Raw genomic sequence first — 24,361 nt, forward strand, 5'->3', positions numbered from 1 at the left:
CGCCGCAACGAATCCAGAATTCCCCATGACCGACATCCTCACCACCATCCTCGCCCGCAAGGCCGAGGAGATCGAACAGCGCAGCCGCGTGCGTCCGCTGTCGGAGCTGCGCGCTCGCGCACTCGCCCAGCCTGCGACGCGCGGCTTCGTGCGTTCGATCCGCCAGCGGCTCGTCGCGGGCGAGCCGGCGGTGATCGCCGAGGTGAAGAAGGCCAGTCCGTCCAAGGGCGTCATCCGCGCCGATTTCCGGCCTGCCGAGATCGCGCGCAGCTACGAAGCCGGCGGTGCGGCGTGCCTGTCGGTGCTGACCGACGTCGACTTCTTCCAGGGCAGCAACCTGTACCTGAGCGAAGCACGCGGCGCATGCCGGCTGCCGGTGATCCGCAAGGATTTCATCGTCGATCCCTACCAGGTGTACGAGGCGCGCATGATCGGCGCCGACTGCATCCTGCTGATCGTCGCGGCGCTGGAAGACGCACGGATGATCGAACTGGCCAACCTCGCCGGCGAGCTCGGCATGGACGTGCTGGTGGAAGTACACGACATCGACGAGCTCGAGCGCGCGCTGCAGACCGACTGCGAGCTGATCGGCGTGAACAACCGCAACCTGCGCACGTTCGAGGTCTCGCTCGACACCACGCTCGCGTTGAAGGATGCGGTGCCGCCGGATCGCATCCTGGTCACCGAAAGCGGCATCGCCACGCGCGAGGACGTCGCGAAGATGCGCGGCGCCGGCATCGATACTTTCCTGGTCGGCGAACGCTTCATGCGCGACGCCGATCCCGGCGCGGCGCTCAGGCGCCTGTTCTTCGACTGAGCGGCATCGCATGAGCGTGAAGGGAAGGCAGTATCCGAAGACGCGCGACGGCGCACCTCTGGTCGTGTTCGATTTCGACCACACGCTGTACGACGGCGATTCGGGCAGCCATCTGTTCGCCTGGCTGATCCGTCGCAGCTGGTGGCGGCGCCTGCTTTCGCTGCCGATGCTGCCGGTGTTCCTGCCGCTGGTCGCGTTCCTGCCGACGCGGCGCTTCGGCGTCAGTGCCTTCGTCTGGGCCGGCACGGTGGGTTTCCACCGCTTGAAGGAGCTGGACAAGCTGATCGACCGCTATGTCGCCACGCATGCGGAGGAAATCCGCCGGCGGCTGCTGCCGATCGGCATCGAGGCCCTGCATCGGCATCGCGCAGCAGGCGACCGCGTGGTCGTCGCGACCGGCGCGCCGCCGGAACTGGCGCGCGCGATCCTTGCCTTCGTCGCGCACGAGGACGTGCCGGTCGTCGGCACCGACGTCGGCCCGCGCCTGGGCGGCCTCGGCGCCCGCCGTCATTGCCACAACGAAATGAAGATGACGATGCTGCGCGAGGCCGGCTTCCGCGACGAGGTCGCCATCGCCTATTCCGACAGCAGCGCCGACCTGCCGTTGCTGCGCGCTGCGCGCAAGCCGGTCGTGGTCAATCCCAAGCCGTCGCGCATCGCGATGTTCCGCCGCGTGTTGCCGGCCGGCACGCCGATCCTCAACTGGGGTTGCCGCAAGCGCGGCGGCGACGCCGTGTCGCCGGCTTCTGCGGGCTGACCGACCGATGCGACCGCACCTGCACGGATGGCGCCGGGTGGCCGCATGTGCCGGGCTGTTGATTGCCGCGGCGACCAGCGGCTGCGCGTCGTGGCGATGCGGGGACGTGCGCCATGAATCCTACGACGCCAACGCGCGCGCCACCGATGCCTGGCCGGCCGGCTTCGCGTCGGCGGCGGATGCGTTGTTCGTGCCGGGTTCGTTCGAGGACTGTCGCGGCACGCGCTTGCCCTACCGCCTGATGACGCCGTCGACAGCGACCGTCGGCGAGCGGTCTCCGCTGGTGGTGCTGCTGCACGGTTCCGGCGCGATCGGCGACGACAACACCGCGCAGATCGGTCCGGTCGCGCGTGCCTGGGCCGAGCCGGCCGTGCGTGCGCGCTTCGGCGGTTACGTGCTGGCACCGCAGGTGGCGACGCGCAGCGCCGATTACCACGCCGGCTGCGACGGTCTGCCCGCCTCGGCGCCGGGCGATTCGCTCGCCGCCGTGCTGGCGCTGATCGACGATGTCGTCGCGCGTTACCCGATCGATCCGGACCGCATCTACCTGGTCGGCTTCTCGATGGGCGCATCCGCCGCGCTCGATGCGCTGGTGGAACGGCCGCGCGGCTTCGCCGCCGTGGTCGCCTTCGCCCCGGTGCCCCCCGACCGCCATTTCGCCGCGCGGGTCGCCGCGGTGCCGATGCTGCTGGTCCACGGCAGCGCGGACGCGGAGAACCCGTATGCCGCCGACCGTGCCTGGGCACGGGCCGTCGCACAGGCCGGCGGCCGGCCGCGCTTCGTCGTCATCGACGGCATGGCGCACGAATTTCCGCGGCAGATGCTGCGACGCGCCGACTGGCGCGAATGGCTGTTCGCGCAGCGGGCCGCGCACACGATGGGAGCCGTGGCACCGGCGCAGACGTCAGCTGGCGCGTGCCCGGCGAAGTGACGGAACCGGCGGGGTTGGCCGAAGCACGGTGCTGCGATAGCGGGCGAGGATGCGTCCCTCGCGGCGGCGTTCAATCGCCCAGCAGCTTGATGAAATGCCGCGAACCGGTGCTGTAGCCGCAGCCGAGATAGAACGCATGGGCCACTTCGCGACGCGGATTGCTGGTGACCTCGATGCGCGCGGCCCGGGCCTGGCGGGCGATCGATTCGGCTTCGCGCAGCAGCGCGCGGCCGATGCCCTGGCGGCTGCAGCGGTTCGCCACGACCAGGGCGGTGATGCGCGCCAGTTCGGCGCCGCGCGCAAACGAGTAGCGGATGTCCAGCGACATCAGCCCGCACACCGCGCCCTCGATCTCGGCGACGACGAGGAACAGCCGCGGATCGTGCAGCACGCGCGAGATCCGTTCGACGGCCTCGTCGCGCGTGCAGGGGTAACCCAGTTCGTCGAGCAGGCCGGCGACGTCGTTGGCGTCGCCGATCTGGGCCGGGCGGATGCGTACCGTCGCGGACGCCGAGCCGGCCAGTCTGCCCATCGTCAGCCGCGGGTGCCGTACAGGACGACGGTCTTGCCGCGGGCGTGGAGCTTGTTGTCGGCCTGCAGCTTCTTGAGCACGCGGCCGGCCATTTCGCGCGAGCAGCCGACCAGGCGCGACAGCTCCTGGCGCGACACGCGGATCTGGGTGCCCTGCGGGTGGCTCATGGCCTCGGGTTCCTTGGCCAGGTCGTGCAGGGCGCGGACGATGCGGTCGGTGACGTCGAGGAAGGCCAGGCGGCCGGCCTTGCGGCTGGTGTCGAGCAGACGGCGCGAGATCTGGGCGCCGATCTGGTAGAGCAGCTTGGGCGCGTCGGTCGCCAGGCGGGTCAGCAGCAGGTCGTAGAAGCGCTCGTGGCCGATCTCGGCGAGCTCGCACGGGGTGCGGGTACGCAGGACGACTTCGCGGCGGTCGCTCTCCACGAACAGGCCCAGTTCGCCGATGAACTCGCCCGGGCCGAGGTAGCCCAGCACCAGCTCACGGCCGTCCTCTTCCTCGGTGATGATGCTCACCGAGCCGGAGATCAGGTAGTAGATGGTGTTGGCCGGATCGCCGGGGCGGAAGACGTCGGTCCGGGAGGGATAGCGGCGACGATGGCAGTGCGCGAGGAAGCGCTCGATGGTGGCGCTGTCCGGCATCAGCGGGCTGTTGGTCTTGCGCAGGGCTATCACGGGGAGCGACCTGGTGAGTTGACAGGATCCGCCGGAGCTTAGGGCCAAGCGGCGGCATGGGCAAATAGTGCCGGATATTGCCGTTGGTGGTCACCAAATTGATGACGGCGTTCGCAAAAGGCCTGCGCAACGGCGCGAAGCCGCCCCCGCGCGGCCGGTTTGGCCCCCGTGTCCGATTGCCGCATAATCGCGCCCTCGCAAGCGCGGCCCCCCGCCGCCAGACCTGGACAGACGAAGTGGTCAAGCCGCTGCCGCGCCTGAAGCTTCAGGGCTTCAACAACCTCACCAAGGCGCTCTCGTTCAATATCTACGATGTGTGCTTCGCCGCGTCCGAGGACGAGCGTCGCCGCTACATCGAGTACATCGACGAGGCCTACAACGCCGACCGCCTGACCCAGATCCTGACCGATGTGGCGGACATCATCGGCGCGAACATCCTCAACATCGCGCGCCAGGATTACGACCCGCAGGGCGCGTCGGTGACGATCCTGATCTCCGAGCAGCCGGTCATCGACAAGGCCGACGCCAAGGGCGTGATCTCGGAAGCCGTGGTCGCGCACATGGACAAGTCGCACATCACCGTGCACACCTATCCGGAGACCCATCCGGACAACGGGATCGCGACCTTCCGCGCCGACATCGACGTCGCGACCTGCGGCGTGATCTCGCCGCTGAAGGCATTGAACTACCTGATCGAGAGCCTGGAGTCGGACATCGTGGTGATGGACTACCGCGTCCGCGGCTTCACCCGCGACATCAAGGGCAAGAAGCACTACATCGACCACAAGATCAACTCGATCCAGGACTACCTGGCCAAGAACATCAAGTCGCGTTACGAGATGCTCGACGTGAACGTCTACCAGGAAAACATCTTCCACACGAAGATGCACCTGAAGGAATTCGACCTCGATACCTACCTGTTCGAGGAGAAGGCCAAGAACCTCTCGTTCAAGGAGCGCATGAAGATCGAGGCGCGCCTGAAGCGCGAGATCGAGGAGCTCTACCACGGACGCAACCTGGTCGATTGATCGGAGTGCGATCGAGAGAAAGGGCCGGCAATTGCCGGCCTTTTTTGTTTTCCCCGACGACGAGATGTCGAAACGGTGTCAGGCGGTTGACGGAAGGGCGGGCGGATGCGGGCGTTCTTGTCGCCGTAGCGACACAGCCCCTCACCCTGCGTCGCTGCGCGACGCTGTCCCTCTCCCCGCAAGCGGGGAGAGGGGGGTCCGCATTGGCGCGCCGGCGTATTGGGTGAAGGTGCGCGCGATGTTGGCCTTACCCTTCTCCCCGCTTGCGGGGAGAAGGTGCCCAACGGGCGGATGAGGGGCGCGCGAAGCGCGTCAATCAGATCCGATAGGCGATCGTCTTCATGAGATTTGATGCCATCGCCATCAGCGTCGGCACCGGAGGCGGCAACGTGCGTGCGCCCTGGGCGCGCGCGTTGTCGGCATGACGCGCCTCGTCTTCCTTCATCACCTGCAGGATCGCGCGGCTGCGCGCATCGGCGGCCGGAAGCGTCTGCAGGTGTTCGTCCAGGTGCGCTTCGACCTGGCGCTCGGTCTCGACCACGAAGCCCAGGTTCCAGCCGTCGCCACGCAGGCCCGCCAGCGCACCGATCGCGTAACTGCCCGCATACCACAGCGGGTTGAGCAGGCTGGGGCGACTGTCGAGTTCCTCCAGACGCTGCGCGCACCAGGCGAGGTGGTCGGTTTCCTCCTGCGCGGCAGCGAGCAGGTGGGCACGCGTCGCCGCATCGCGCGCGACCGCCGCCTGTCCCACGTAGAGCGCCTGCGCGCAGACTTCGCCGACATGATTGATGCGCATCAAGCCAGCGGCATGGCGTCGCTCGGCGTCGTCGAGCACGACGTCGGCTTCGCCGACGGACGGATTCGCGCGCTCCGCCGCCGGGGCGCCGAACACGGTATCCAGCGCGTTCTGCGCGTCGATGAGCAGGCGATCGATGGGGCTGAGGCTGCGTGCGTTCATGGCGCGCAGTCTACCGCCCGTATTCGCGGAACCGTCAGGCCAGGCAGGTGGCGAGGAACTCGAGCGGATGCTGGACCGGCAGCGGCGTGGCATTGGCCAGATGCAGCCGGCAACCGATGTTCGCGCTGAGCAGGCGGCTGGCGCCGCTGCGTTCGAAGGCGGCGACGAGCGGGTCGCGGTAGGCCGCCGCGCGTTGCGGATCGAGGACCATCTGCATGCCGGCCGCGCCGCAGCAGCCGTGTCCGGCGGTCAGTTCCACGACTTCGAGCCCGGGCACGCGCGCCAGCAGCGCCCGCAGCGCCGCCGCCGACTTCACGACGTTGCGTTGCGTGCACGGTACGTGGAGGGCCACGCGCTCGCTGCTTGGACCGAAATGCAGCCGGTCGGCGCGCTCGTGCAGGAACACGATGGCATCGACGACGCTGGCCTCGCCGGACAGCGCCTGGGCCAGCGCTTCATGGCAGCCGCTGGCCAGCGTCAGCACTACTGTCGCCGTATCGGGAAAGGCGGCGCGGTTGGCGGCCCCCAGGCGGGTCGCACGCGCGGCATCGCCGGCATGCGCATGCAGGGCGCCGCAGCAGGTCTGCGCGGATACGGTCGTGAGGGTCGTGCCCGCGGCGTCGCACAGGCGGGTGGCGGCTTCGTGCAGGCCGGTCTCGTAGGCGCGCGCCACGCAGCCCGAAAACAGGGTCACCGGCTGTCCGGCCTGGCGTTGCGGCGGCGCCGCGGGTGCGCGCCGGGGCGCAGGCGGCCGCGGAAGCCGCCGCCAGCCTCGCGGCAGCAATGGGAAGGACCAGCGGTACAGGCGGAGTCCGGCCGCCAGCCAGCGCGGGTGCCCGGCCAGCCACTCCAGCGCGTGCGCCAACCAGGTTCCGCCGCGCCGCGCGCGCTGCCGGGTCCGCGCCGCCACCAGCAGTTCGCCGTAGGCGACCCCGGCCGGGCACACGGCTTCGCAGCTGCGGCAACCCAGGCAGTGGTCGAGGTGAGCATCCGCGGTCGGGGTGGGCGCCAGGGTCCCCAGTTCCCAGGCGCGGGCGAGCGCGATCCGCCCCCGCGGCGATTCAGGCTCCGTTTTCGCCAGGCTGTAAGTGGGGCAGGCGGGGAGGCACAAGCCGCACTGGACGCAGCGGTCGGCGAGGGCCAACAGCCCGACCGGGGTGGATTCGGCGGGAGCGCGGCCGGTCGGGGACATGGCGGTCGATGCTAGCACGCGGGTTTTCCGGGCTTGCAGGGGCCGGAGGAGGCCGCTAGAATCCCGCTTCTTTTCGTTCCGCCCACAACGCGAGGCGAAGTTCCGACGGTGGATCCCTGCAGGGCGATCCCGGCGCAACCAGCCCGACCAGATACACCTCAAGCAGAGCCGTCATGAAGACTTTTACCGCCAAGAACGAGACCGTCCAGCGCGACTGGTACGTCGTCGATGCCGAAGGCAAGACCCTCGGCCGCCTCGCCTCCGAGCTCGCCCGCCGCCTGCGTGGCAAGCACAAGCCCGTCTACACCCCGCACGTCGATACCGGCGATTACCTCGTGGTGATCAATGCCGAGAAGATCGCCGTCACCGGCAACAAGCTGCAGGACAAGATGTACCACCGTTTCACCGGTTACATCGGCAACCTGAAGTCCGAGACCCTCGGCCAGGCGCTCGAGCGCCATCCGGAGCGCGTGATCGAGATCGCCGTGAAGGGCATGCTCCCGAAGAACCCGTTGGGCCGCGCGATGTACCGCAAGCTCAAGGTCTACAAGGGCACCGAACATCCGCACGCCGCGCAGCAGCCGCAGCCGCTCGACTTCTAAGGCATCCAGCACATGGCACTCCAGCAGAATTACGGCACCGGCCGTCGCAAGTCCTCCACCGCCCGCGTGTTCCTGCGCAAGGGCGACGGCAAGATCACCATCAACCAGCGTCCGATCGACGAGTTCTTCGGTCGCGAGACCGCGCGCATGATCGTGCGCCAGCCGCTCGAGCTGACCAAGTCGACGGACAAGTTCGACGTTCTCGTCACCGTCGCCGGCGGCGGCATCACCGGTCAGGCCGGTGCGATCCGCCTGGGCATCGCCCGTGCGCTGGTCGAGTACGATGAATCGCTCAAGACCGAACTGCGCAAGGCCGGCTTCATGACCCGCGACGCGCGCGAGGTCGAGCGCAAGAAGGTCGGTTTGCACAAGGCACGTCGTGCCACCCAGTTCTCGAAGCGCTAATATTCGAAACTGTTGTAGATGTCGGGAATGCCCGGCAAACTACGAAGCTAATACAGCCCCGTCGCCAAGCGGTAAGGCATCTGACTCTGACTCAGACATTCGGTGGTTCGAATCCATCCGGGGCTGCCAAAACACGGAAAACCCGCCGCAAGGCGGGTTTTTTGTTTGTCGCGCCCGCGCCGTGCTGCCTGGTGACGCCGCGCGCGCATTAAGCTGTGGCGCGAAGCCCGTTCGGCCTCAGTTACAATTGTAACTATCGCGCTGCAGCGCAGTTCCGGAGTCCAGAAAATGAAGCTCGGTTCCCTCAAGGAAGGCGGCCGCGACGGCACCCTCATCGTCGTGTCGCGCGACCTCAAGCGTGCAGTCAGGGCGACGGGTGTCGCCGACACGCTGCAGCGCGCCCTCGAGGACTGGTCCAATACCGCGCCGCGCCTCAACGCGCTGTCCGAAGCCTTGAACGCGGGCCAGGCGGCCGATGCCTTCGATCTCGACATGACCGCGCTTGCGGCGCCGCTGCCGCGTGCCTACGAATTCGTGGACGGCAGCGCCTATCTGCCGCATGTCGAACGCGTGCGTCGCGCGCGCGGTGCGGAAGTGCCCGAAAGCTTCTACGTGGACCCGCTGATGTACCAGGCGGTCAGCGCCGGCTTCTACGGCCCGCGCGATGCGGTGCGCGTGGTCTCCGAGGATTACGGCATCGACCTTGAGGCCGAAGTCGTCGTCGTCACTGACGACGTGCCGATGGCGGCGACGCCCGAAGCCGCCGCTGCGCACATCCAGCTCATCGGCCTGGTCAACGACGTCAGCCTGCGCAACCTGATTCCGGGCGAACTCGCCAAGGGCTTCGGCTTCCTGCAGTCCAAGCCGCGTTCGGCGCTCTCGCCCGTGTTCGTCACGCCCGACGAACTGGGCGATGCGTGGCGCGACAACAAGGTGCACCTGCCGCTGGTCACCCACATCAATGGCGAATGGTTCGGTGCTCCCGAAGCCGGTGTCGACATGCAGTTCGATTTCGCGCAGCTGGTGGCGCATGCGGCGAAGACGCGCCCGTTGTCGGCCGGCACCATCGTCGGCTCCGGCACCGTCGCCAACGAGGACACCAGCCTGGGGGCTTCCTGCTTCGCCGAACGGCGCACCGTGGAAACCCTGCAGACCGGAAAGCCGATCACGCCCTTCATGAAGTTCGGCGATATCGTCCGCATCGAGATGAAGGCGCGCGACGGCAGCGATATCTTCGGCGCCATCGAGCAGCGCATCGAACGCCAGCCGGCCTGACCGGCGGCGCGGGCCTGACCGGCGGCGCGGGCCGGCCGGCGGAAGGAAACGTGCCGGTCGCCCCAATGGCTAAGGTGCAAGGGCACCACCGGATGCAAGTGCAAGGGGGAACGCAGGTGGAAGACGCACAGATGAATGACCGGTTGCGGCTGTACTCCTACTGGCGTTCCAGCGCCGCCTATCGCGTGCGCATTGGCCTGAACCTCAAGGGCCTGCCGTACGAGATCATGCCGATCCATCTGCTGCGCGATGGCGGCGAGCAGCGCACCGAGGCCTACCGCCGGATCAACCCGCAGGGGCTGGTGCCGGTGCTGCAGCACGGGAATCGCCAGTTGGGCCAATCGATGGCGATCCTCGAGTACCTGGACGAAACCTGGCCTTCGCGGCCGCTGTTGCCGACCACGGCGCGCTCGCGTCAACGGGCCCGCGCCATCGCGCAGGCGGTCGCCTGCGACATCCATCCGCTCAACAACCTGCGCGTGCTGCAGTACCTGGAGCACGAATGGAACGTGCCGCAACCCGAGCGCGATGTCTGGGTGCGGCACTGGATCAGCGAAGGCTTCGCCGCGATCGAGGCGATGCTCAACGAGCACCTGTCCACGGGCCAGTTCTGCGAAGGCGAAACGCCGACGATCGCCGACTGCTGCCTGATTCCGCAGGTCTACAACGCGCGGCGGTTCGGCGTCGACATCGCGCAGTTCCCGACCATCGCGCGCATCGAGCAGGCCTGCCTGCAACTGCAGGCGTTCGACCTCGCGCGTCCCGAAATGCAGCCGGACAAGCCGGCCTGAGCAAGGCGGCCTGAGTCAGCTGCCCTGAAACGGAAACGGGACGGTCGAAGCCGTCCCGTCAGATCGCCAGGAGTGTGTCGCGATCAGTTCGTCGCGAACACGTCCGCATACGGATCGTGCTCGCCGGTGCCGCCTTCGGACAGGCGGAACTTGAGGTCCAGACCATCGCGCGAGTCAGCCGCCTTCAGCGCTTCCTCGCGCTCGATCTTGCCTTCCTTGTAGAGCCGGAACAGGCACTGGTCGAAACTCTCCATGCCTTCCTGCAGCGAGCCTTCCATCGCCTGCTTGATCTCGTGCACCTGGCCGCGGCGCATGAGGTCGCGGATCATCGGCGTGTTGATCAGCACTTCCGTCGCCGGCAGGCGACGGCCGTCCGTGCCGATGACGAGGCGTTGCGAAATCACCGCGCGCAGGTTGAGCGCCAGGTTCATCAGCACGTTCTTGTGCGCGGACTCGTGGAAGAAGTTGAGGATGCGCTCGAGCGTCTGGTCGGCGTTGTTCGAGTGCAGCGTCGCCAGGCACAGGTGGCCGGTTTCGGCGAAGGCGATCGCGGCCTCCATGGTCGTCGCGTCGAGGATTTCGCCGATCAGGATGACGTCCGGCGCCTCGCGCATGGCGTTCTTCAGCGCGTTGTGGAAGGCGTGGGTATCCAGGCCGACCTCGCGCTGGTTGACGATCGACTTCTTGTGCTTGTGCAGGTATTCGATCGGGTCCTCGATGGTGAGGATGTGGCCGGAGGTGTTGGTGTTGCGGTGGTCGATCATCGCCGCGAGCGTGGTCGACTTGCCCGAGCCGGTGGAGCCGACGATCAGCACGAGCCCGCGCGGGGCCATGATGATGTCCTTCAGGACCTGTGGCAGCTGCAGTTCCTCGATGGACGGGATCACGCTGCGGATCGCGCGGATCACCATGCCTACTTCGCCGCGCTGCTTGAAGACGTTGACGCGGAAACGGCCGGCTTCGGGGATGGCGAGCGCCATGTTCAGCTCGAGGTCACGCTCGAAGATCGGTACTTGGCCCTCGTCCATCAGCGAATAGGCGATCTTCTTCACCATGCCGGTCGGAAGCCCCGTGTTGCCGAGCGGATGCAGCCGGCCTTCGACCTTGATGTACACGGGGGCGCCCGTGGTCAGGAACATGTCCGACGCATTCTTCTCCGTCATCAGCTTCAGGAAGTAGCCGATGTCCATGTATCCGTCCCCTCAATTCTCAGTGGCGGCGCGCATTGCAAGCGCACCGCGAGCTTCCGACAATGGCAGCGCCGACGTTACACCCATTCCCGGTCGCCACGGCATCCCCCAATGAGCCCAAGCTTCGCACAAATCCGAAAACTGTCGATGGCACTGGTTCTCGCTTCGGCTTTGCCCGCTTTGCCGGTGCTGGCCGCGCCGCCGCCGACGGCGGAACTGGCCGCCGCACAGCAGGCAGTGAGTCGGGCCGATGCCGCCGACGGCGACCAGTACGCGGCCGACGAACTGGCCACTGCCCGCGGCGAACTGGCCCAGGCGCAGGCCGCGATGGCCTCGCGCGAGCACAAGGACGCGCTGGCGCTGGCGCTGGCCGCAGCGGCCGACGGCGACCTGGCCTACGCCCACAGCCGTGCGGCACAGAGCCGTGCCGAACTGGTCCAGCGCCGCGCGGAAATCAGCGAACTGCGTCGTCGGCTGCAAGTCGACGACGGTACGCCCGCGTCGAGCGCCCTCGATGACACCACGCCGCCTTCCGGCGATTACGCCATGCGCCTGCAGGCGCTTGCCGCGGACCCGCAGCTGGCGCCGTTCGCAGCGTTCGAGCGCCTGCGCGCCCAGCAGGCGGTGGATGCATTGGCCAAGGCGCGCGGTCGCAAGCGCGAGGCCGCGGATTACCTCGCCCGGCGCCGCGTCGAGATCGCGGAGATCGCCGCCCGCACCGAAGCCACGCGTCGCGACATCGACCGGCTGGACCGGGAGCGCTCCGAACTCCTGATCGAAGCCAGCCGTCGCGATGCCGAAGCGGCGCGTGCGGAAGCCGAACGGCTGCGCGTGCAGGCCCAGATCCAGGCCGAGGAAGCGGAGCGGCTGCGCCAGCAGGCGGCGCAGAGCGAAACGGAAATGCAGGACGTGGAAGCCGCCATCGCCGGTGTCAGCGATATCCAGGCGGCCAAGCTGAAGGCGGCCCGCGAGCGCGAAGCCAAGCTCGCGCGCGAGGAGGCCGAACTCGTCGCCGGTGGCAAGCTGCCGGCGTCGCGCTGGGACGAGCGCGGCGAGATCTTCACTTTGGGCGCCGAGGCGTTTGCGAAGGGCAAGGCCACGTTGACCGAAAAGGGGGCCAGCGCCGTGCGCACCCTGGCCGCCTACCTGCAGGCCACCAGTGGCAGCGCGGCCCGGATCGAAGGGGTGGACGCGAAGGCGAGCCTCGCGCAACAGCGCGCCGAGGCCGTCCGCGACGCGCTCCTCAAGGCCGGTGCCTCGCGCCAGCAGGTCCGGGCGGCCGTGGGTGCCGCGGGCAAGTCCAAGCCCCATGTCGAAGTCGTGGTTTCGACAAAATAAGATTAAAAATCAGCGGGTTAATCAGTCTTTCGGGCCGATGTCGCATTCTGCGCACCTTCCGTCCGTCTGCGCTTGCCGAGCCCGCCGGGGAGGAGTAGCGTCGATTACCCGAGCGGCCCGCTTGCCGCTTGGTCGAGAGTCCGGTCCATGACGCAAACGCCACTTTCGCAGGACACCGCCGCCACAAAACAGGTCGCGGCGGGCCTGCGCGAAGCCGGCCCGCTGAACCCCTCGAACGACCGGCTCCCGCCATTCACCGACGCACGCCTCGGCCTCACGGCCGGGGCGTTTTTGCGTTCGGGATCCTCGGCGCCATGCACCGACGCCGGCCATCGCCACTGGCAACGTTGAAGGAGGCACCCATGTTCGAAGAACAACCGCAGCAGGAAATCGACGCGCTGATGCGCAACAACCCCGAATTCCGGCAGCTCTATCACCGCCATCGCGACCTGGACAAGAAGGTGATGGACGCCGAACTCGGCGTGCTGCCCATCGACGACGCCACGCTCGGCCAGATGAAGCGCGAGAAACTTGCTGCGAAGGACCGCCTGGTCCGCATGTACGACGCGGGACATCACTGACGCTCCCGCACGACTCCCGAGTTCCGGCCGGCGGGCCCCAGGGCCGCGCCGGCGGCGCGGTCCGGCGCAATACCGGATCCTGCGCACCGGCTACTCAACGCGGGCGGCGGCGCCTTCCTCGTCGGGACCGCCGCCGCCCGCGCTGGGCATAGATTCGCCAGCCCTGGCCGCGTCAAGCCTGCGCCCGGCAAGGGGCGCCCGCTAGAATCCGTCGACGCCGCAGCTCCGCGGTCGCAGGATTCCCATGCCCATTCACGCTTCCGTCCTCGAACTCATCGGCCGCACGCCGATCGTGAAAGCGCGCCGGCTCGACACCGGCGTCTGCGAGCTCTACTTCAAGCTCGAATCGCAGAACCCCGGCGGATCGATCAAGGACCGCATCGGCCTGTCCATGATCGAGGCCGCCGAGAAGGCCGGGAAGATCAGGCCCGGCGATACGCTCGTCGAAGGCACCGCCGGCAACACCGGCATCGGCCTGGCTCTCGTGGCGCAGCAGAAGGGTTACAGGCTCATTCTCGTCGTGCCCGACAAGATGAGCCGCGAGAAGATCTTCAACCTCAAGGCGATGGGCGCGCAGGTCGTGCTCACGCGCTCGGACGTGGCCAAGGGTCACCCCGATTACTACCAGGACATGGCCGAACGCATCGCGCGCGAAACGCCCGGCGCGTACTTCATCAACCAGTTCGGCAATCCCGACAATCCCGCCGCGCACGAGTTCGGCACCGGACCGGAGATCCTCGAGCAGATGGCGGAAGCAGGCGGCATCGACGCGATCGTATTCGGTTGCGGCAGCTCCGGCACCATGACCGGGCTCTCGCGCTGCTTCGCGGAAAAGTCGCCGCACACCGAGCTGATCCTGGCCGATCCGGTGGGCTCGATCCTCGAGGAATACATCAACCGCGGGACTGTCAGCGAGAAGTCGGCGAGCTGGATGGTCGAAGGCATCGGCGAGGACTTCCTGCCGCCGATTTCCGACTTCACCCGCGTGAAGAAGGCCTACGCGATCACCGACAGGGAAAGCTTCCTCACCGCGCGCGAACTGCTGGAAAAGGAGGGCATCCTCGGCGGTTCGTCGACCGGTACGCTGCTCGCCGCCGCGCTGAAGTACTGCCGCGAGCAGACCACGCCGAAGAAGGTGCTCACGCTCGTGCCGGACACCGGCAACAAGTACATCTCGAAGATGTACAACGATTACTGGATGCTGGACAACGGCTTCCTGGAGCGCGAACCCACCGGCGACCTGCGCGACCTGATCACGCGTCCGTTCTCCAAGCGCGACACGATCGTGGTCGCGCCGACCGACCTGCTGGTGACGGCGTGGCAGCGCATGAAGCTGTACGACGTGAGCCAGCTGCCGGTGATGGACGGCGAGAACATCGTCGGCATCGTCGACGAAAGCGACGTGCTGCTGCATGTGTACGGCGACGAGGCGCGCTTCCGCGATCCGGTGGCCACGGCGATGGTGAGCAAGCTGGACAAGCTCGACGTGCGTGCGTCGATCGAGTCGCTGCTGCCCGTGTTCGACCGCGGCCATGTGGCGATCGTGATGGACGGCGAGAAATTCGTCGGCCTCATCACCCGGATCGACCTGCTCAACTACCTGCGCCGCCGGGTGCAGTGATGGCAACGGCGCCGCTCGAGCGCCTGCTGCCGGGCGATCGCATTCCTGATATCCGCCTGTACGCGGAAGGCTTCAGCCGACCGTTGCACGCCGAGTTCGCCGGCGCGCCGCTGTGGTTAGTGAAGCCCTCCGCCGACGCCGTCGCCGCGGCACTGCCACCGGTGCCGGCGGGCGTAAAGGCCTTGTGCATTGGCGCGCAGGTGCACGCCGACGTGCCGCCGGGCTGGCAGGGCGTGCGCGCAGAGCCACGCTGGCTGGACCTGTGGGACGCCGACGTGCTGTGGCAGGCCGATACGAACCTGCGCCTGCAGACGAGCCACCGACTGCCGCTGTCGACGCCCCCCGCGGTCCCGGCAACCGGCGAAGGACTGGATGCGTCCGCACTCGTCACTGCCGCGCCGGTGCTGCAGATTCCCGCGGTGTTCGAGCGCGAACTGTGCGCCGAGCTCATCGCCCACCTCGAGAACGACTGCGGCGGCGGCGAAGTGTCGCGGGTGCTGGTGCTCGAAGGCGGCGAGCAGAAGCTGCAACTGGATCCGACCATCAAGCAGCGGCGCGAAAGCCCGCTGCGCGATCCCGCACTGGAAGCGCGCATGCACGAGCGCCTGCTGCGCCGCGCGCTGCCGGAGATCGCGCGCGTGTTCCAGTTTCCGGTAGCGCGTCGCGATGCCTTCAAGCTGCTCGCCTATCCCGACGGCGCCGGTTACTTCCGCGCGCACCGCGACAACGAGACACCCGACGTCGCGCACCGGCGCTTCGCGCTCTCCATCAATCTGAATCATGGCGACTACGCCGGCGGTGAATTCCGCTTCCCGGAATTCGGACCGCATCGCTATTCGCCCGCCACCGGTTCCGCGCTGGTGTTCTCCTGCTCGCTGCTGCACGAGGTGCTGCCCGTCGAGCGCGGAACCCGCTACGCGATGACCACCTTCCTGTACTGATCAGGCGGATTGCAGGCGAGCGGCGATTGCCGTGGCGTCCTGGCGCGCTATTTCGGCGCGTGCCCACTGCAATCCCTCGGCGATGGCCGCGGCATGGCGGCTCGATGCTTCCGCGAGCTCGCGCCTGCGCGTGTCGGCGTCGAAGGTCTGTGTAGCGTCCTTGGCATAACGGGTAAGCACCCCCGAGGCCGCTACGCGCGCCTCCCAGTCCCCCGGCAGGGCCAGGGAAAAATGCTCTGCCAGCGCGGCCATCGTGTCGGACGGGCGCGCGATCAGTGCGGCGAAATCCAGATCGAGGATGCGCGGCGCGTCCGCACCGGAGGCCAGTTGCCGCCAGCGCAGCTGTTCGATCAGCCAGGCGCGCGCCAGGCGGGTGGCGGGCGTGGCGGCCTCGCTCATGGCGGGCGCTCCCGCGAGGCGCAGGGGCTCAGTGGCGAGCGTGGCGTTCACGAGGCCTTCGTCCCGCAACAGCGTGGCCAGCCACGTGCGCAGATCGACCCAGAGGAAGCAGGCCTGTCCCGTTCCGTGCAGCAGCGCCGGGGCGAGGGTGGCGACGATGCTGGTCGGCTTCACGACCACGGCGTCGGTATCGTCGAACCCGCGCGCCAGCAGGCTCCGCACGGTCGGCAGCCACGGATGCCGTTCCGCCGCGGGCTCGTGCGCGAGCGTGAGCAGGGGCAGGGGCTCGCGGAGTCCCAGGACGCCCGGGACCAGATCGAGCAGGCGGCTGACGAGGCTCGACCCGCAATGGCCGATGTGAAACAGCCAGTGCAGCCGCTTTCCCGGCGCTGGCGGCTCCGCGGCCGCCCGCAGTTCGGCGCCGCTGAGGACCCAGCCGGAGACATTGCGGTGCTGGAGAGCGCGCTGGTCCAGGAAGCTCGCGCGCCGGTAATCCTCGCGCTCGAAATGCAGGGCCCAGGCGCGGTTCTGCGCAGGGTCGATCGCATACAGCGGATAGGCCGCGCTTTTGCTGAAATCGGACGGCAAGCGCCGGGTCGGGTTCATCGCGAATGCTAGAATTGACGACCTTTCATGCTAGCCGAACGCGAAGGCTGCCGATCCATGAGTGACCGACATCCGGAACAGGGGCGCAAGCCCGGCCTGGGCACGCTTGCCATCCACGGCGGTCAGTCGCCCGATCCCAGTACCGGCGCGGTGATGCCGCCGATCTACGCCACCTCGACCTATGCCCAGCGCAGCCCCGGCGAGCACCAGGGCTTCGAATATTCGCGCAGCCACAATCCCACCCGCTTTGCCTACGAGCGCTGCATCGCCGCGCTCGAGGGCGGCAGCCGGGGCTATGCCTTCGCCTCCGGCCTGGCGGCGACGTCGACCGTGCTGGAGATGTTCGACAGCGGCAGCCACGTCATCGCCATGGACGACGTGTACGGCGGGACCTACCGCCTGTTCGAACGCGTGCGTCGGCGTTCGGCCGGGCTGGATTTCAGCTGGGTCGACCTGAGCGATCCCGCTGCCTTCGAGGCGGCGATCCGGCCGGACACCCGGCTGGTCTGGATCGAGACCCCGACCAACCCGCTGCTGAAGCTCGTCGATATCGAGCAGATCGCCGCCATCGCGCGCAGGCATGGGCTGATCGTCGCGGTCGACAACACCTTCAGCTCGCCCATCGTGCAGCGCCCGCTGGAACTCGGCGCGCACCTGGTCATGCATTCGGCGACCAAGTACCTCAACGGCCATTCCGACATGGTCGGTGGCGTGGTTGTCGTGGGCGACGATGCGGAACTCGCCGAGAAGATGACCTTCCTGCAGAACGCCGTGGGCGGCGTGCAGGGGCCGTTCGACAGTTTCCTGGCCCTGCGCGGCCTGAAGACTTTGCACCTGCGCATGAAGGCGCATTGCGAGAACGCGCAGGCGCTGTCCGAGTGGCTGCAATCGCATCCGGCGATCGAGAAGGTGGTTTACCCGGGTCTGCAGTCGCACCCGCAGCACGCATTGGCGCGTCGCCAGATGAACGGCTTCGGCGGCATGGTCAGTATCTTCGTGAAGGGCGGGCTGGACGGCGCGCGCCGGATGATGGAGCGCTGCCATCTGTTCACCATCGCCGAATCGCTGGGCGGCGTGGAAAGCCTGGTGAATCATCCTGCGATCATGACCCACGCTTCCATCCCGCCGGAGCGTCGGGCCCAACTGGGCGTCACCGACAACCTGGTGCGGTTGAGCGTGGGCGTGGAGTCGCTGGAGGATTTGCGCGAGGAACTGGGGAGTGCGCTTGCGTGAAGCAAAGCTCCCTGTTGTCGGATTTCGCCGAAAGCATTCGACGACCCGAGTTTTGGGCGTATTCCAGCTGGCTGGGTATCGTCACCAAGTACCGACGCTCGCGCCTCGGGCTGCTGTGGCTGGTGCTCCCCTCCATGCTTTATGTCGGCGGCATCGGCTATTACTTCGCCAAGCTGCAGGGGCATGAGGTCGGGACATTCATGCCGCACATGGGCGTCGGATACGCGTTGTTCCGTCTGCTTTCCATGGTCATCAACGATGGGTCCAGCGTGTTGCCAGGACATCAGTCGTTCATCCTGGACGGGCATCCGCGACTGACCGATTTCTTCCTTCGGGTATTGGCCAACGCCAGCTTCTACTTCTGCGCGACGCTGCCCGTGCTGGCGGTCGCGCTGTCGGTGGCGACAGGGTTCCGCTGGGAAGGGCTGCTGCTGGCGTTGCCGGCGCTCGCGCTGGTCCTGTGCAATGCCGCTTGGATCGCTGCGGCGATCGGCCTGCTGGGCGCGCGGTTCCCGGATATTCATGAACTCATGGGCAGCGTCTTCATCTTCGGCTTCATATTGACGCCGATCCTGTGGGATCCCAGTCGCGCTCCGCCGGGGACGCCGCACGGCATCCTCATGCGCGCCAATCCGCTGTTCCACCTGGTGCAGGTGGTGCGCGCCCCCTTGCTTGGCGAATCCATCGAGCCGTTCACGTTTGCCTACCTGGCGGCGTTCACGTCGCTCGGCTGGTTGCTGGCCTCGTATGCATATCGGCGCTATGCGCGCTATGTCCCGGTCTGGGTCTAGGGAGAATCCATTCCATGATTTCCCTGAGAGCCACCGATGTGTCGCTGGACGTTCCGGTGTACCTGCAGAGCGAGCGGTCCGCGAAGACATGGTTTTCCATGCTGCTGGGCGCTGCGTTCGATGCGCCGCGCAGAGAGACGCGTACAATCCTTTCCGGCATCAATTTCGAGGCCCGCGAAGGCGACCGCATTGCGCTGATTGGACGCAACGGGGCGGGCAAGTCGACGCTGTTGCGCGTGCTGAAGGGAGCGTTCCAACCCACGCGTGGGTCGGTACAGGTATCGGGTTCCTGCCAGGCACTGCTCAACGTATCGCTCGGTTTCAACAACGAAGCGACGGTCCGGGAGAACATCTTCCTTCGCGGTACGGCGATCGGCTTCCGCCCGGCCCAGATCCGCGATCTCATCGAGCCCGTGCTGGACTTCTCCGGATTGCAGGGCAAGGTCAACTACCGGCTCAAAACGCTGTCTGCCGGCCAGCGCATGCGCCTTGGATTTGCCATCTCCACGGCCGTACAGCACGACATCATGCTGATGGACGAATGGATCGGTACCGGCGATGTCGAGTTCCTCGCGAAGGCGAAAGAACGACTGTCCGGTCGTGTCGCCAGCAGCAAGATCGTCGTTCTCGCCAGTCACAGTGCGGGGCTGCTGAGCAGCGTCTGCAACAAAGGCATGGTGCTCGACAAGGGGCGAATGGAGTTCCTCGGCGACGTGAAGGACGCACTGCAGTTCTACCGGGAACTCGTCAAGGCTGACGCACAGCCCGCCGGGGTCGTCTGAACGTGCGATACCTGCTGGTTGCCTACGACTTTCCTCCCGTTCCATCGCCGCAGGCCCTTCGCTGGTCGTATCTCACGCGGGAATTGGCGGAACTGGGCAACGAAGTTCATGTGCTGGCGCCGGACATCGATGGTTACGGGCCGGGCGGGGAATTGGTACCGATGCCCGGCGTGACCGTGCATCGCTGCGATGCCGGCTTGTTCACCGGCTACCTCGTACGCAAGCGGCGCGCGCGACGAACGGCGGTTGCCGCCGTCGCCGGGGCAGCGCAGGGTCCTTGCAGCCCTTCCGTGCCTGCCCGCGCCGCGGGGCCCGAAGGCCTGAACTGGAAGGGGCGCCTGTTCGAGCGCGCCAACAAGATCGCGTCGATGATTTACTTCCCGGACCTGCGCGGTGAATGGGTCAGGCCTGCGCGTCGCGCACTGGATCGTTTGCTGGATGAGTTGCAGCCAGATGTAGTCATCAGCTCGCACGAACCAGCCGTGTCCATTCCCCTGGGTCTCCACGCCAAGCGGCGCGGGTTCAAGTGGATCTGCGACCTGGGCGATCCGGTGCTCGCGCCGTATACGCCGTCGCGCTGGCGCCGCCATGCTTTCCGGCTGGAACGCCGGCTGTGCCAGCGGGCCGACCTGGTAACGACGACGACCGAAGCGGCTCTGCAGACGCTCTCGAGCCGGCATGGCATCACCCCGAATCGGATGCTGCTGCTGACGCAGGGGTTCGATCATCGCATCCGCGACGACCGCCGGATGCCACCGCTGGAGTTCGACACCGGCAAGCTGGAACTTGTCTACACCGGCAGCTTCTATGCGTTCCGCGACCCGAGCCAGCTCCTCGCGGCCGTCGCTGCGGTGCCTGGGGTGCGACTGACTGTCGCGACGATCATGCCCCCACCGGCCCTCGTCGACGCCGCCAGGCAAGCCCCGGAATCGGTGCGCCTTGCGGGGTTCCTGAGCCATGGCCAATCCCTGTCGTTGCAGCGGCATTGCGACATGCTCGTCAACATCGCCAACGACGATCCCATCCAGATCCCCGGGAAGCTGTACGAGTACCTTGGGTCCCCTGTGCGCATCCTGAGTATCGGTGATGCTCCGGATAGCGCTTCTGGGCGTCTTCTCTCGGAGCTCGACGCAGGTTGGCTGGTGCCCAATACGGCTGCCGACATCGTTGCGCTGCTCGAGCGTCAGCTTCAGGAGAAGCGTTCGAAAGGCAGCGTTGCGAGACGCGAGCAATCAGCCGTGGACGGCAGGTATTCGTGGCACGCCCTCGCCGGCAGCCTGCATCGACACTGCGCCCTGATTTCGTCCGGAGAGTTGGCGTGAACCCCCGGGGCGACGAGGACAGGGCTGTCCGTATCCATCTGCTGAAGTGCCTTGAACGAATCGAGGAGCTGGAACAGCAGGTGCACGATGCGGATCAGGCGCTCGCCCAGGCCCGGAAGAACGAAGACGAGGTGCGCGGTTCGACCGCGTTTGCCCTCGGCCTCGCATTGGTGCGGTCCCTGCGTTCGCCCTTGCGGGCGCCCGCTGAGATGGCCGGACTGGTGCGGCTGGCGATCGGACGGTTGCGACACTTGCGCGCGCCCGCACGCCCTCATCAGTTGCCTCCACCTGACTTGACAGCGGCCGGTAATCCGGAAGAGGCACCGCCATCGCTCGCGACGCTGGAAGTCGCCGACGACCGTCCGGGCCTGCTTCCCGAGCTCCGCATTGCGGCTGTGCTCGACCAGTTTTCGCACGAGTCGTTCTCCCCGGATTGCAGACTGCTCGCGTTGCGCTGTGACGAGTGGGTCTCGCAGATGCGCGATTTCAGACCGCACCTCCTGCTTGTCGAGTCCGCGTGGCGGGGGCTGCACGGCGACTGGGAGGGGCTGATCAGTCCCTGCTCGGGGATCCTGCGGGAGCTGGTAGGGGCGTGCCGTGCCGCGGGCATTCCCGCCGTGTTCTGGAACAAGGAAGACCCGCTGCACTTCGAGGCATTCATCGAGTCGGCAGCGTTGTTCGATGCCATATTCACCACGGACGCATCCACCATTCCGCGCTACCGTCGCGAGCTCGGGCACGACCGCGTGTATTGCATGCCGTTTGCCTTGCAGCCCGCGATGTTCAATCCTCTTTCGGAAGGCGAGCGCGAACACGCGTTCTTCTTTGCGGGCGCGTATTACGGGAACCTCGCAGGTCGTGCACGCGACTCGCGCCGCGTATTCGATGCACTCCGCGTCGTGGGTCCGCTTGCTATTTTCGATCGCAACCACGGCAGCTCGAAGCAGGGCAACACTTATCCGGAGAGCTATCGGCGCCATGTTCGCGGCGGGGTTCCCTATGAAGAGGTTCCCGCCCTCTATCGCCGCTTCGAGTTCGGCGTAAACATCAATACGGTCAAACAATCGCCGACGATGTTCGCGCGGCGCGTGTTCGAGCTGATCGGTTCCGGCTGCGGGGTGTATGGCAACTTCTCGGTTGGCGTGCGGAGGATGCTGGGCAATCTCGTCGTCGCCTCCGACGACCAGGAAGCACTGTTCGACGAAGCATGGCGGGACTTCACTACGTCCGCCGGCGGCGTGACGTCTTCGCGACGCACGCGTGCGTTGCGCAAGGTGCTCCGGGAGCACACCAGCGCCGCACGACTCGCCTATGTGTGCGAAAAGACGCTTCCGTGGCACGTTGCCCCTCGTCCACTTCCGCGGTTCGTTGTGCTCTCCAAAGCAGCGAACGAAGGCGAGCTTGCGTCGGTACTGGCCAGCTTCGCACGGCAACAGGGCGTGGATGCGACTCTCGTGATCGACGCCCACTCCGCGCTTGCCCCGCTGCTGCCGTCGGGAGTCGTCGCGCTTACGGATGCTCAGCGCGACGCCGCTCCCGCATACAGCTGGGGTGAACGCTGGGTGGCACCGTTCCACCCGGCCGATGCTTACGACAGCCATTATCTGCTCGATATCGCACTGGCGCAGGGTTACGCCCATGCGACCGCAATCGGAAAAGCTGCTTACGTGAAGGCGAGGGATGGATCGCATGAAACCGCGCATCCCGAACTCGAGTACCGGCGTGTGGGCAGCCTCGCATTGCGGCGCTGCGCCATGGCGGAAGGAACGTGGACGCGCGGCGTGGGTGAGATGCTTGAGCGGCTCGACGACGGTTCGATCGAATCCGCAGGCGCCTGTTCCATCGATGCGGGGTCTTATGTCGAGAACGGCGCGTCGTGGTCCTCCGCGCCGGAGCCGCCGCTGGACGAAGGCGTCGCGCTGCGCGACCTCCTGGAGCTGGCCCATGAACTGGCGCCCGCGCCCGCGCTGGACGGGGTCGGCGTAATCACGGGTGCCGAACTGGCGGCGGCCTTCAACCTGGGCGAAGTCGCCGCGGGTACCTCGGCGAGCCCACGGAGGCATCGACTCGAGTTGTGCTCGGTTTGTCCGGCGGGCCATCCCGTGGCGCTCAAAACGCGCCCCTATTCCCGCACCGAGTTCGAGCACGTCGGGCAGATGCAGCTCTTCCTCGACGCTCCTCCCGTCGCCGAAGTGACCTGGGGATTCGATGCACTGGACCGGAAAGGCGATGTGCTTGCCAGGTTCGATTTGCCGCCGCAATTAACGGTTTCTCCGGTGTTGCCGGCCGCGACCACGGCAGTGCGGATAACCGCGACGGTAGACGGGCCCGTCGTCACCCATGCCGACGGACTGCACCTTCACCCCTGCGCACCGCCTCCGCTGTTGCTATGCGGCAAGGGACGCCTTCTGGTCGTCACCAATGCATATCCGTCGCGCAGGCACGCGTATCGCAATGGCTTCGTCCACAGGCGGGTGATTCACTACCGCAAGCTGGGCATTCCGGTCGACGTGGTGGTGGCGCGCAAGGGGATCGGCACTGCTTCATACGATTTCGAAGGAGTGACGGTCACGCAGTGCGATCCGGCCGTGCTCTCCGCCAGTCTGGATGCCACGCGTTACGACGCCATCGCAGTTCACTTCCTGGACCGCGACATCTGGGACGCGCTCGGCTCATCGATGCCTTCCACACGCACGGTGGTATGGGTCCACGGCGCCGACATCCAGCCATGGACTCGGCGCGCCTTCAATTACAGAACGCAGGACGAACGCGAAATCGCGCGACAACAGAGTGATGCGCGACAGGCGTTCTGGAAGGAAGTGTTCGAGCAGGCGCCGGACACCGTGCGATTCGTATTCGTGTCCGCCACCTTTGCAGAGCAATGCTGGGAAGACCTGGGGCTGAGGCTCGCCGACGACCGGTGGGAAGTCATCCACAATCCAATCGATACCGCGCTTTTCGAGTACGTGGAAAAGGAGCCTGCGCAGCGCCTGAAAGTGCTGTCGATCCGTCCACACGTATCGCGCATCTATGCGAACGATCTGGTGGCAAAGACGATCGAACGTCTGTCCGGGCACCCGGCGTTCATGTCGATGCATTTCACCCTCGTCGGCGATGGACCGCTGTGGGACGAGGATTTTTCCGGGCTCGCTCGTTACCCCAACGTGGAACTTCGCCGCGGGTTGGTGCATCAGTCGGAGATACCGGCGATGCATCGCGAGCATGGCGTGTTCCTGGTTCCCACGCGGGGCGACACACAAGGCGTGAGCCGCGACGAGGCCATGGCATCCGGGCTCGTTCCTATAACATGCGCAGTGGGGGCAGTGCCCGAATTCGTCGATGCGCAGTGCGGGATCCTCTGCCCGGGCGAGGATCCCGAGGCACTGGCGTTGGCGCTCTCCGATCTGGTCGGCGACGCGGAACGCTTCCTCCGACTCTCCCGCGGCGCTGCACAACGAGTGCGGGCGCAGTCGGAAGCCGGGGCTGTGGTCCGACGCGAACTGGAGGCGCTCGGGCTGGCGACCGCGACAGCACTTCCGGAACAGCGCCACGACCGAAGCCTTACATCCAATCAAGTCAATAGTTGAGACCAAGCACC

At 66.9% G+C, this 24,361-nt stretch carries 23 protein-coding genes and 1 tRNA gene; 18 read left to right on the forward strand and 6 right to left on the reverse strand.

Annotation, left to right across the window (positions count from 1 at the left end):
* Window positions 1-25 precede the first annotated feature (25 nt).
* From trpC to ACFPN1_RS15370, 3 genes are all read left to right on the forward strand, one after another.
* Window positions 26-817, forward strand: coding sequence for an indole-3-glycerol phosphate synthase TrpC (gene trpC / locus ACFPN1_RS15360; protein WP_386756069.1), 792 nt, complete (start codon window positions 26-28; stop codon window positions 815-817).
* 10 nt (window positions 818-827) lie between these two features.
* Window positions 828-1,574: a haloacid dehalogenase-like hydrolase gene (locus tag ACFPN1_RS15365; RefSeq protein ID WP_386756070.1), complete on the forward strand. Its 747-nt coding sequence runs from the start codon at window positions 828-830 to the stop codon at window positions 1,572-1,574.
* Window positions 1,575-1,680: 106 nt separating this feature from the next.
* Window positions 1,681-2,505: a carboxylesterase family protein gene (locus tag ACFPN1_RS15370; protein ID WP_386756071.1), complete on the forward strand. Its 825-nt coding sequence runs from the start codon at window positions 1,681-1,683 to the stop codon at window positions 2,503-2,505.
* A 70-nt stretch (window positions 2,506-2,575) separates the two neighbouring features.
* On the opposite strand, the gene ACFPN1_RS15375 is transcribed toward ACFPN1_RS15370, so the two are convergent.
* Together ACFPN1_RS15375 and crp are read right to left on the reverse strand one after the other, a co-directional pair.
* Window positions 2,576-3,037 carry a GNAT family N-acetyltransferase gene (locus tag ACFPN1_RS15375; protein ID WP_386756072.1) on the reverse strand — a complete coding sequence of 154 codons (462 nt, stop codon included), beginning with the start codon at window positions 3,035-3,037 and terminating at the stop codon, window positions 2,576-2,578.
* A gap of 2 nt (window positions 3,038-3,039) precedes the next feature.
* Window positions 3,040-3,675 carry a cAMP-activated global transcriptional regulator CRP gene (gene crp / locus ACFPN1_RS15380; RefSeq protein ID WP_386756112.1) on the reverse strand — a complete coding sequence of 212 codons (636 nt, stop codon included), beginning with the start codon at window positions 3,673-3,675 and terminating at the stop codon, window positions 3,040-3,042.
* 269 nt (window positions 3,676-3,944) lie between these two features.
* On the opposite strand from crp, the gene speD reads away from it, so the two are divergent.
* A complete protein-coding gene (gene speD / locus ACFPN1_RS15385) occupies window positions 3,945-4,736 on the forward strand; it encodes an adenosylmethionine decarboxylase (protein WP_386756073.1) in 792 nt (263 codons plus the stop codon).
* A gap of 316 nt (window positions 4,737-5,052) precedes the next feature.
* Here speD and coq7 read toward each other — a convergent pair whose 3' ends face one another.
* Together coq7 and ACFPN1_RS15395 are read right to left on the reverse strand one after the other, a co-directional pair.
* Complete coding sequence (gene coq7, locus ACFPN1_RS15390; RefSeq protein WP_386756074.1) at window positions 5,053-5,694, reverse strand: 2-polyprenyl-3-methyl-6-methoxy-1,4-benzoquinone monooxygenase; 642 nt, start codon at window positions 5,692-5,694, stop codon at window positions 5,053-5,055.
* Between the two features lie 34 nt (window positions 5,695-5,728).
* On the reverse strand, window positions 5,729-6,886 hold the full coding sequence (locus ACFPN1_RS15395) for a (Fe-S)-binding protein (protein WP_386756075.1): 1,158 nt from the start codon (window positions 6,884-6,886) through the stop codon (window positions 5,729-5,731).
* 173 nt (window positions 6,887-7,059) lie between these two features.
* Between ACFPN1_RS15395 and rplM the strand changes: the two genes are divergently transcribed.
* The 5 genes from rplM (at window position 7,060) to maiA (ending at window position 9,959) form a co-directional block, all read left to right on the forward strand.
* The gene (gene rplM, locus ACFPN1_RS15400) at window positions 7,060-7,488 is read left to right on the forward strand and encodes a 50S ribosomal protein L13 (protein ID WP_187712882.1); all 429 of its coding nucleotides are present in this window, start codon (window positions 7,060-7,062) and stop codon (window positions 7,486-7,488) included.
* Between the two features lie 12 nt (window positions 7,489-7,500).
* Complete coding sequence (gene rpsI, locus ACFPN1_RS15405; RefSeq protein ID WP_386756076.1) at window positions 7,501-7,893, forward strand: 30S ribosomal protein S9; 393 nt, start codon at window positions 7,501-7,503, stop codon at window positions 7,891-7,893.
* 54 nt (window positions 7,894-7,947) lie between these two features.
* A tRNA-Gln gene (locus tag ACFPN1_RS15410) sits at window positions 7,948-8,022 on the forward strand.
* Between the two features lie 159 nt (window positions 8,023-8,181).
* Entirely contained in the window at window positions 8,182-9,168 is a 987-nt protein-coding gene (locus ACFPN1_RS15415; protein ID WP_386756077.1) for a fumarylacetoacetate hydrolase family protein, read from the forward strand.
* 131 nt (window positions 9,169-9,299) lie between these two features.
* Window positions 9,300-9,959: a maleylacetoacetate isomerase gene (maiA, locus tag ACFPN1_RS15420; protein WP_386756078.1), complete on the forward strand. Its 660-nt coding sequence runs from the start codon at window positions 9,300-9,302 to the stop codon at window positions 9,957-9,959.
* 83 nt (window positions 9,960-10,042) lie between these two features.
* Here maiA and ACFPN1_RS15425 read toward each other — a convergent pair whose 3' ends face one another.
* Entirely contained in the window at window positions 10,043-11,149 is a 1,107-nt protein-coding gene (locus ACFPN1_RS15425) for a PilT/PilU family type 4a pilus ATPase (RefSeq protein ID WP_386756079.1), read from the reverse strand.
* A gap of 147 nt (window positions 11,150-11,296) precedes the next feature.
* Here ACFPN1_RS15425 and ACFPN1_RS15430 point away from each other — a divergent pair, with 147 nt between their 5' ends.
* The 4 genes from ACFPN1_RS15430 (at window position 11,297) to ACFPN1_RS15445 (ending at window position 15,630) form a co-directional block, all read left to right on the forward strand.
* Window positions 11,297-12,487 (forward strand): DUF4398 domain-containing protein, encoded by a 1,191-nt coding sequence (locus ACFPN1_RS15430; RefSeq protein ID WP_386756080.1) that lies wholly within the window; start codon window positions 11,297-11,299, stop codon window positions 12,485-12,487.
* A gap of 362 nt (window positions 12,488-12,849) precedes the next feature.
* Window positions 12,850-13,068 (forward strand): YdcH family protein, encoded by a 219-nt coding sequence (locus ACFPN1_RS15435; protein WP_386756082.1) that lies wholly within the window; start codon window positions 12,850-12,852, stop codon window positions 13,066-13,068.
* A gap of 244 nt (window positions 13,069-13,312) precedes the next feature.
* Window positions 13,313-14,689, forward strand: a complete 1,377-nt coding sequence (locus ACFPN1_RS15440) for a pyridoxal-phosphate dependent enzyme (protein ID WP_386756083.1) — start codon at window positions 13,313-13,315, stop codon at window positions 14,687-14,689.
* Entirely contained in the window at window positions 14,689-15,630 is a 942-nt protein-coding gene (locus ACFPN1_RS15445; RefSeq protein ID WP_386756084.1) for a 2OG-Fe(II) oxygenase family protein, read from the forward strand. Before ACFPN1_RS15440 ends, ACFPN1_RS15445 begins: the two co-directional genes overlap by 1 nt.
* On the opposite strand, the gene ACFPN1_RS15450 is transcribed toward ACFPN1_RS15445, so the two are convergent.
* On the reverse strand, window positions 15,631-16,635 hold the full coding sequence (locus ACFPN1_RS15450; RefSeq protein ID WP_386756085.1) for a hypothetical protein: 1,005 nt from the start codon (window positions 16,633-16,635) through the stop codon (window positions 15,631-15,633).
* A gap of 57 nt (window positions 16,636-16,692) precedes the next feature.
* Here ACFPN1_RS15450 and ACFPN1_RS15455 point away from each other — a divergent pair, with 57 nt between their 5' ends.
* The 5 genes from ACFPN1_RS15455 to ACFPN1_RS15475 are packed head-to-tail and all read left to right on the forward strand — an operon-like array spanning window position 16,693 to window position 24,350.
* Window positions 16,693-17,868: a trans-sulfuration enzyme family protein gene (locus ACFPN1_RS15455; protein WP_386756086.1), complete on the forward strand. Its 1,176-nt coding sequence runs from the start codon at window positions 16,693-16,695 to the stop codon at window positions 17,866-17,868.
* On the forward strand, window positions 17,865-18,659 hold the full coding sequence (locus ACFPN1_RS15460; protein WP_386756087.1) for an ABC transporter permease: 795 nt from the start codon (window positions 17,865-17,867) through the stop codon (window positions 18,657-18,659). The genes ACFPN1_RS15455 and ACFPN1_RS15460 overlap by 4 nt, the downstream gene beginning before the upstream one ends.
* A 14-nt stretch (window positions 18,660-18,673) precedes the next feature.
* Window positions 18,674-19,441 carry an ABC transporter ATP-binding protein gene (locus tag ACFPN1_RS15465; protein WP_386756089.1) on the forward strand — a complete coding sequence of 256 codons (768 nt, stop codon included), beginning with the start codon at window positions 18,674-18,676 and terminating at the stop codon, window positions 19,439-19,441.
* Between the two features lie 2 nt (window positions 19,442-19,443).
* On the forward strand, window positions 19,444-20,763 hold the full coding sequence (locus ACFPN1_RS15470; protein WP_386756090.1) for a glycosyltransferase: 1,320 nt from the start codon (window positions 19,444-19,446) through the stop codon (window positions 20,761-20,763).
* Window positions 20,760-24,350, forward strand: a complete 3,591-nt coding sequence (locus ACFPN1_RS15475; RefSeq protein WP_386756091.1) for a glycosyltransferase — start codon at window positions 20,760-20,762, stop codon at window positions 24,348-24,350. Before ACFPN1_RS15470 ends, ACFPN1_RS15475 begins: the two co-directional genes overlap by 4 nt.
* Window positions 24,351-24,361 lie beyond the last annotated feature (11 nt).

This window comes from Lysobacter yangpyeongensis (assembly GCF_042655745.1).
Classification (GTDB): Bacteria; Pseudomonadota; Gammaproteobacteria; order Xanthomonadales; family Xanthomonadaceae; genus Agrilutibacter; species Agrilutibacter yangpyeongensis.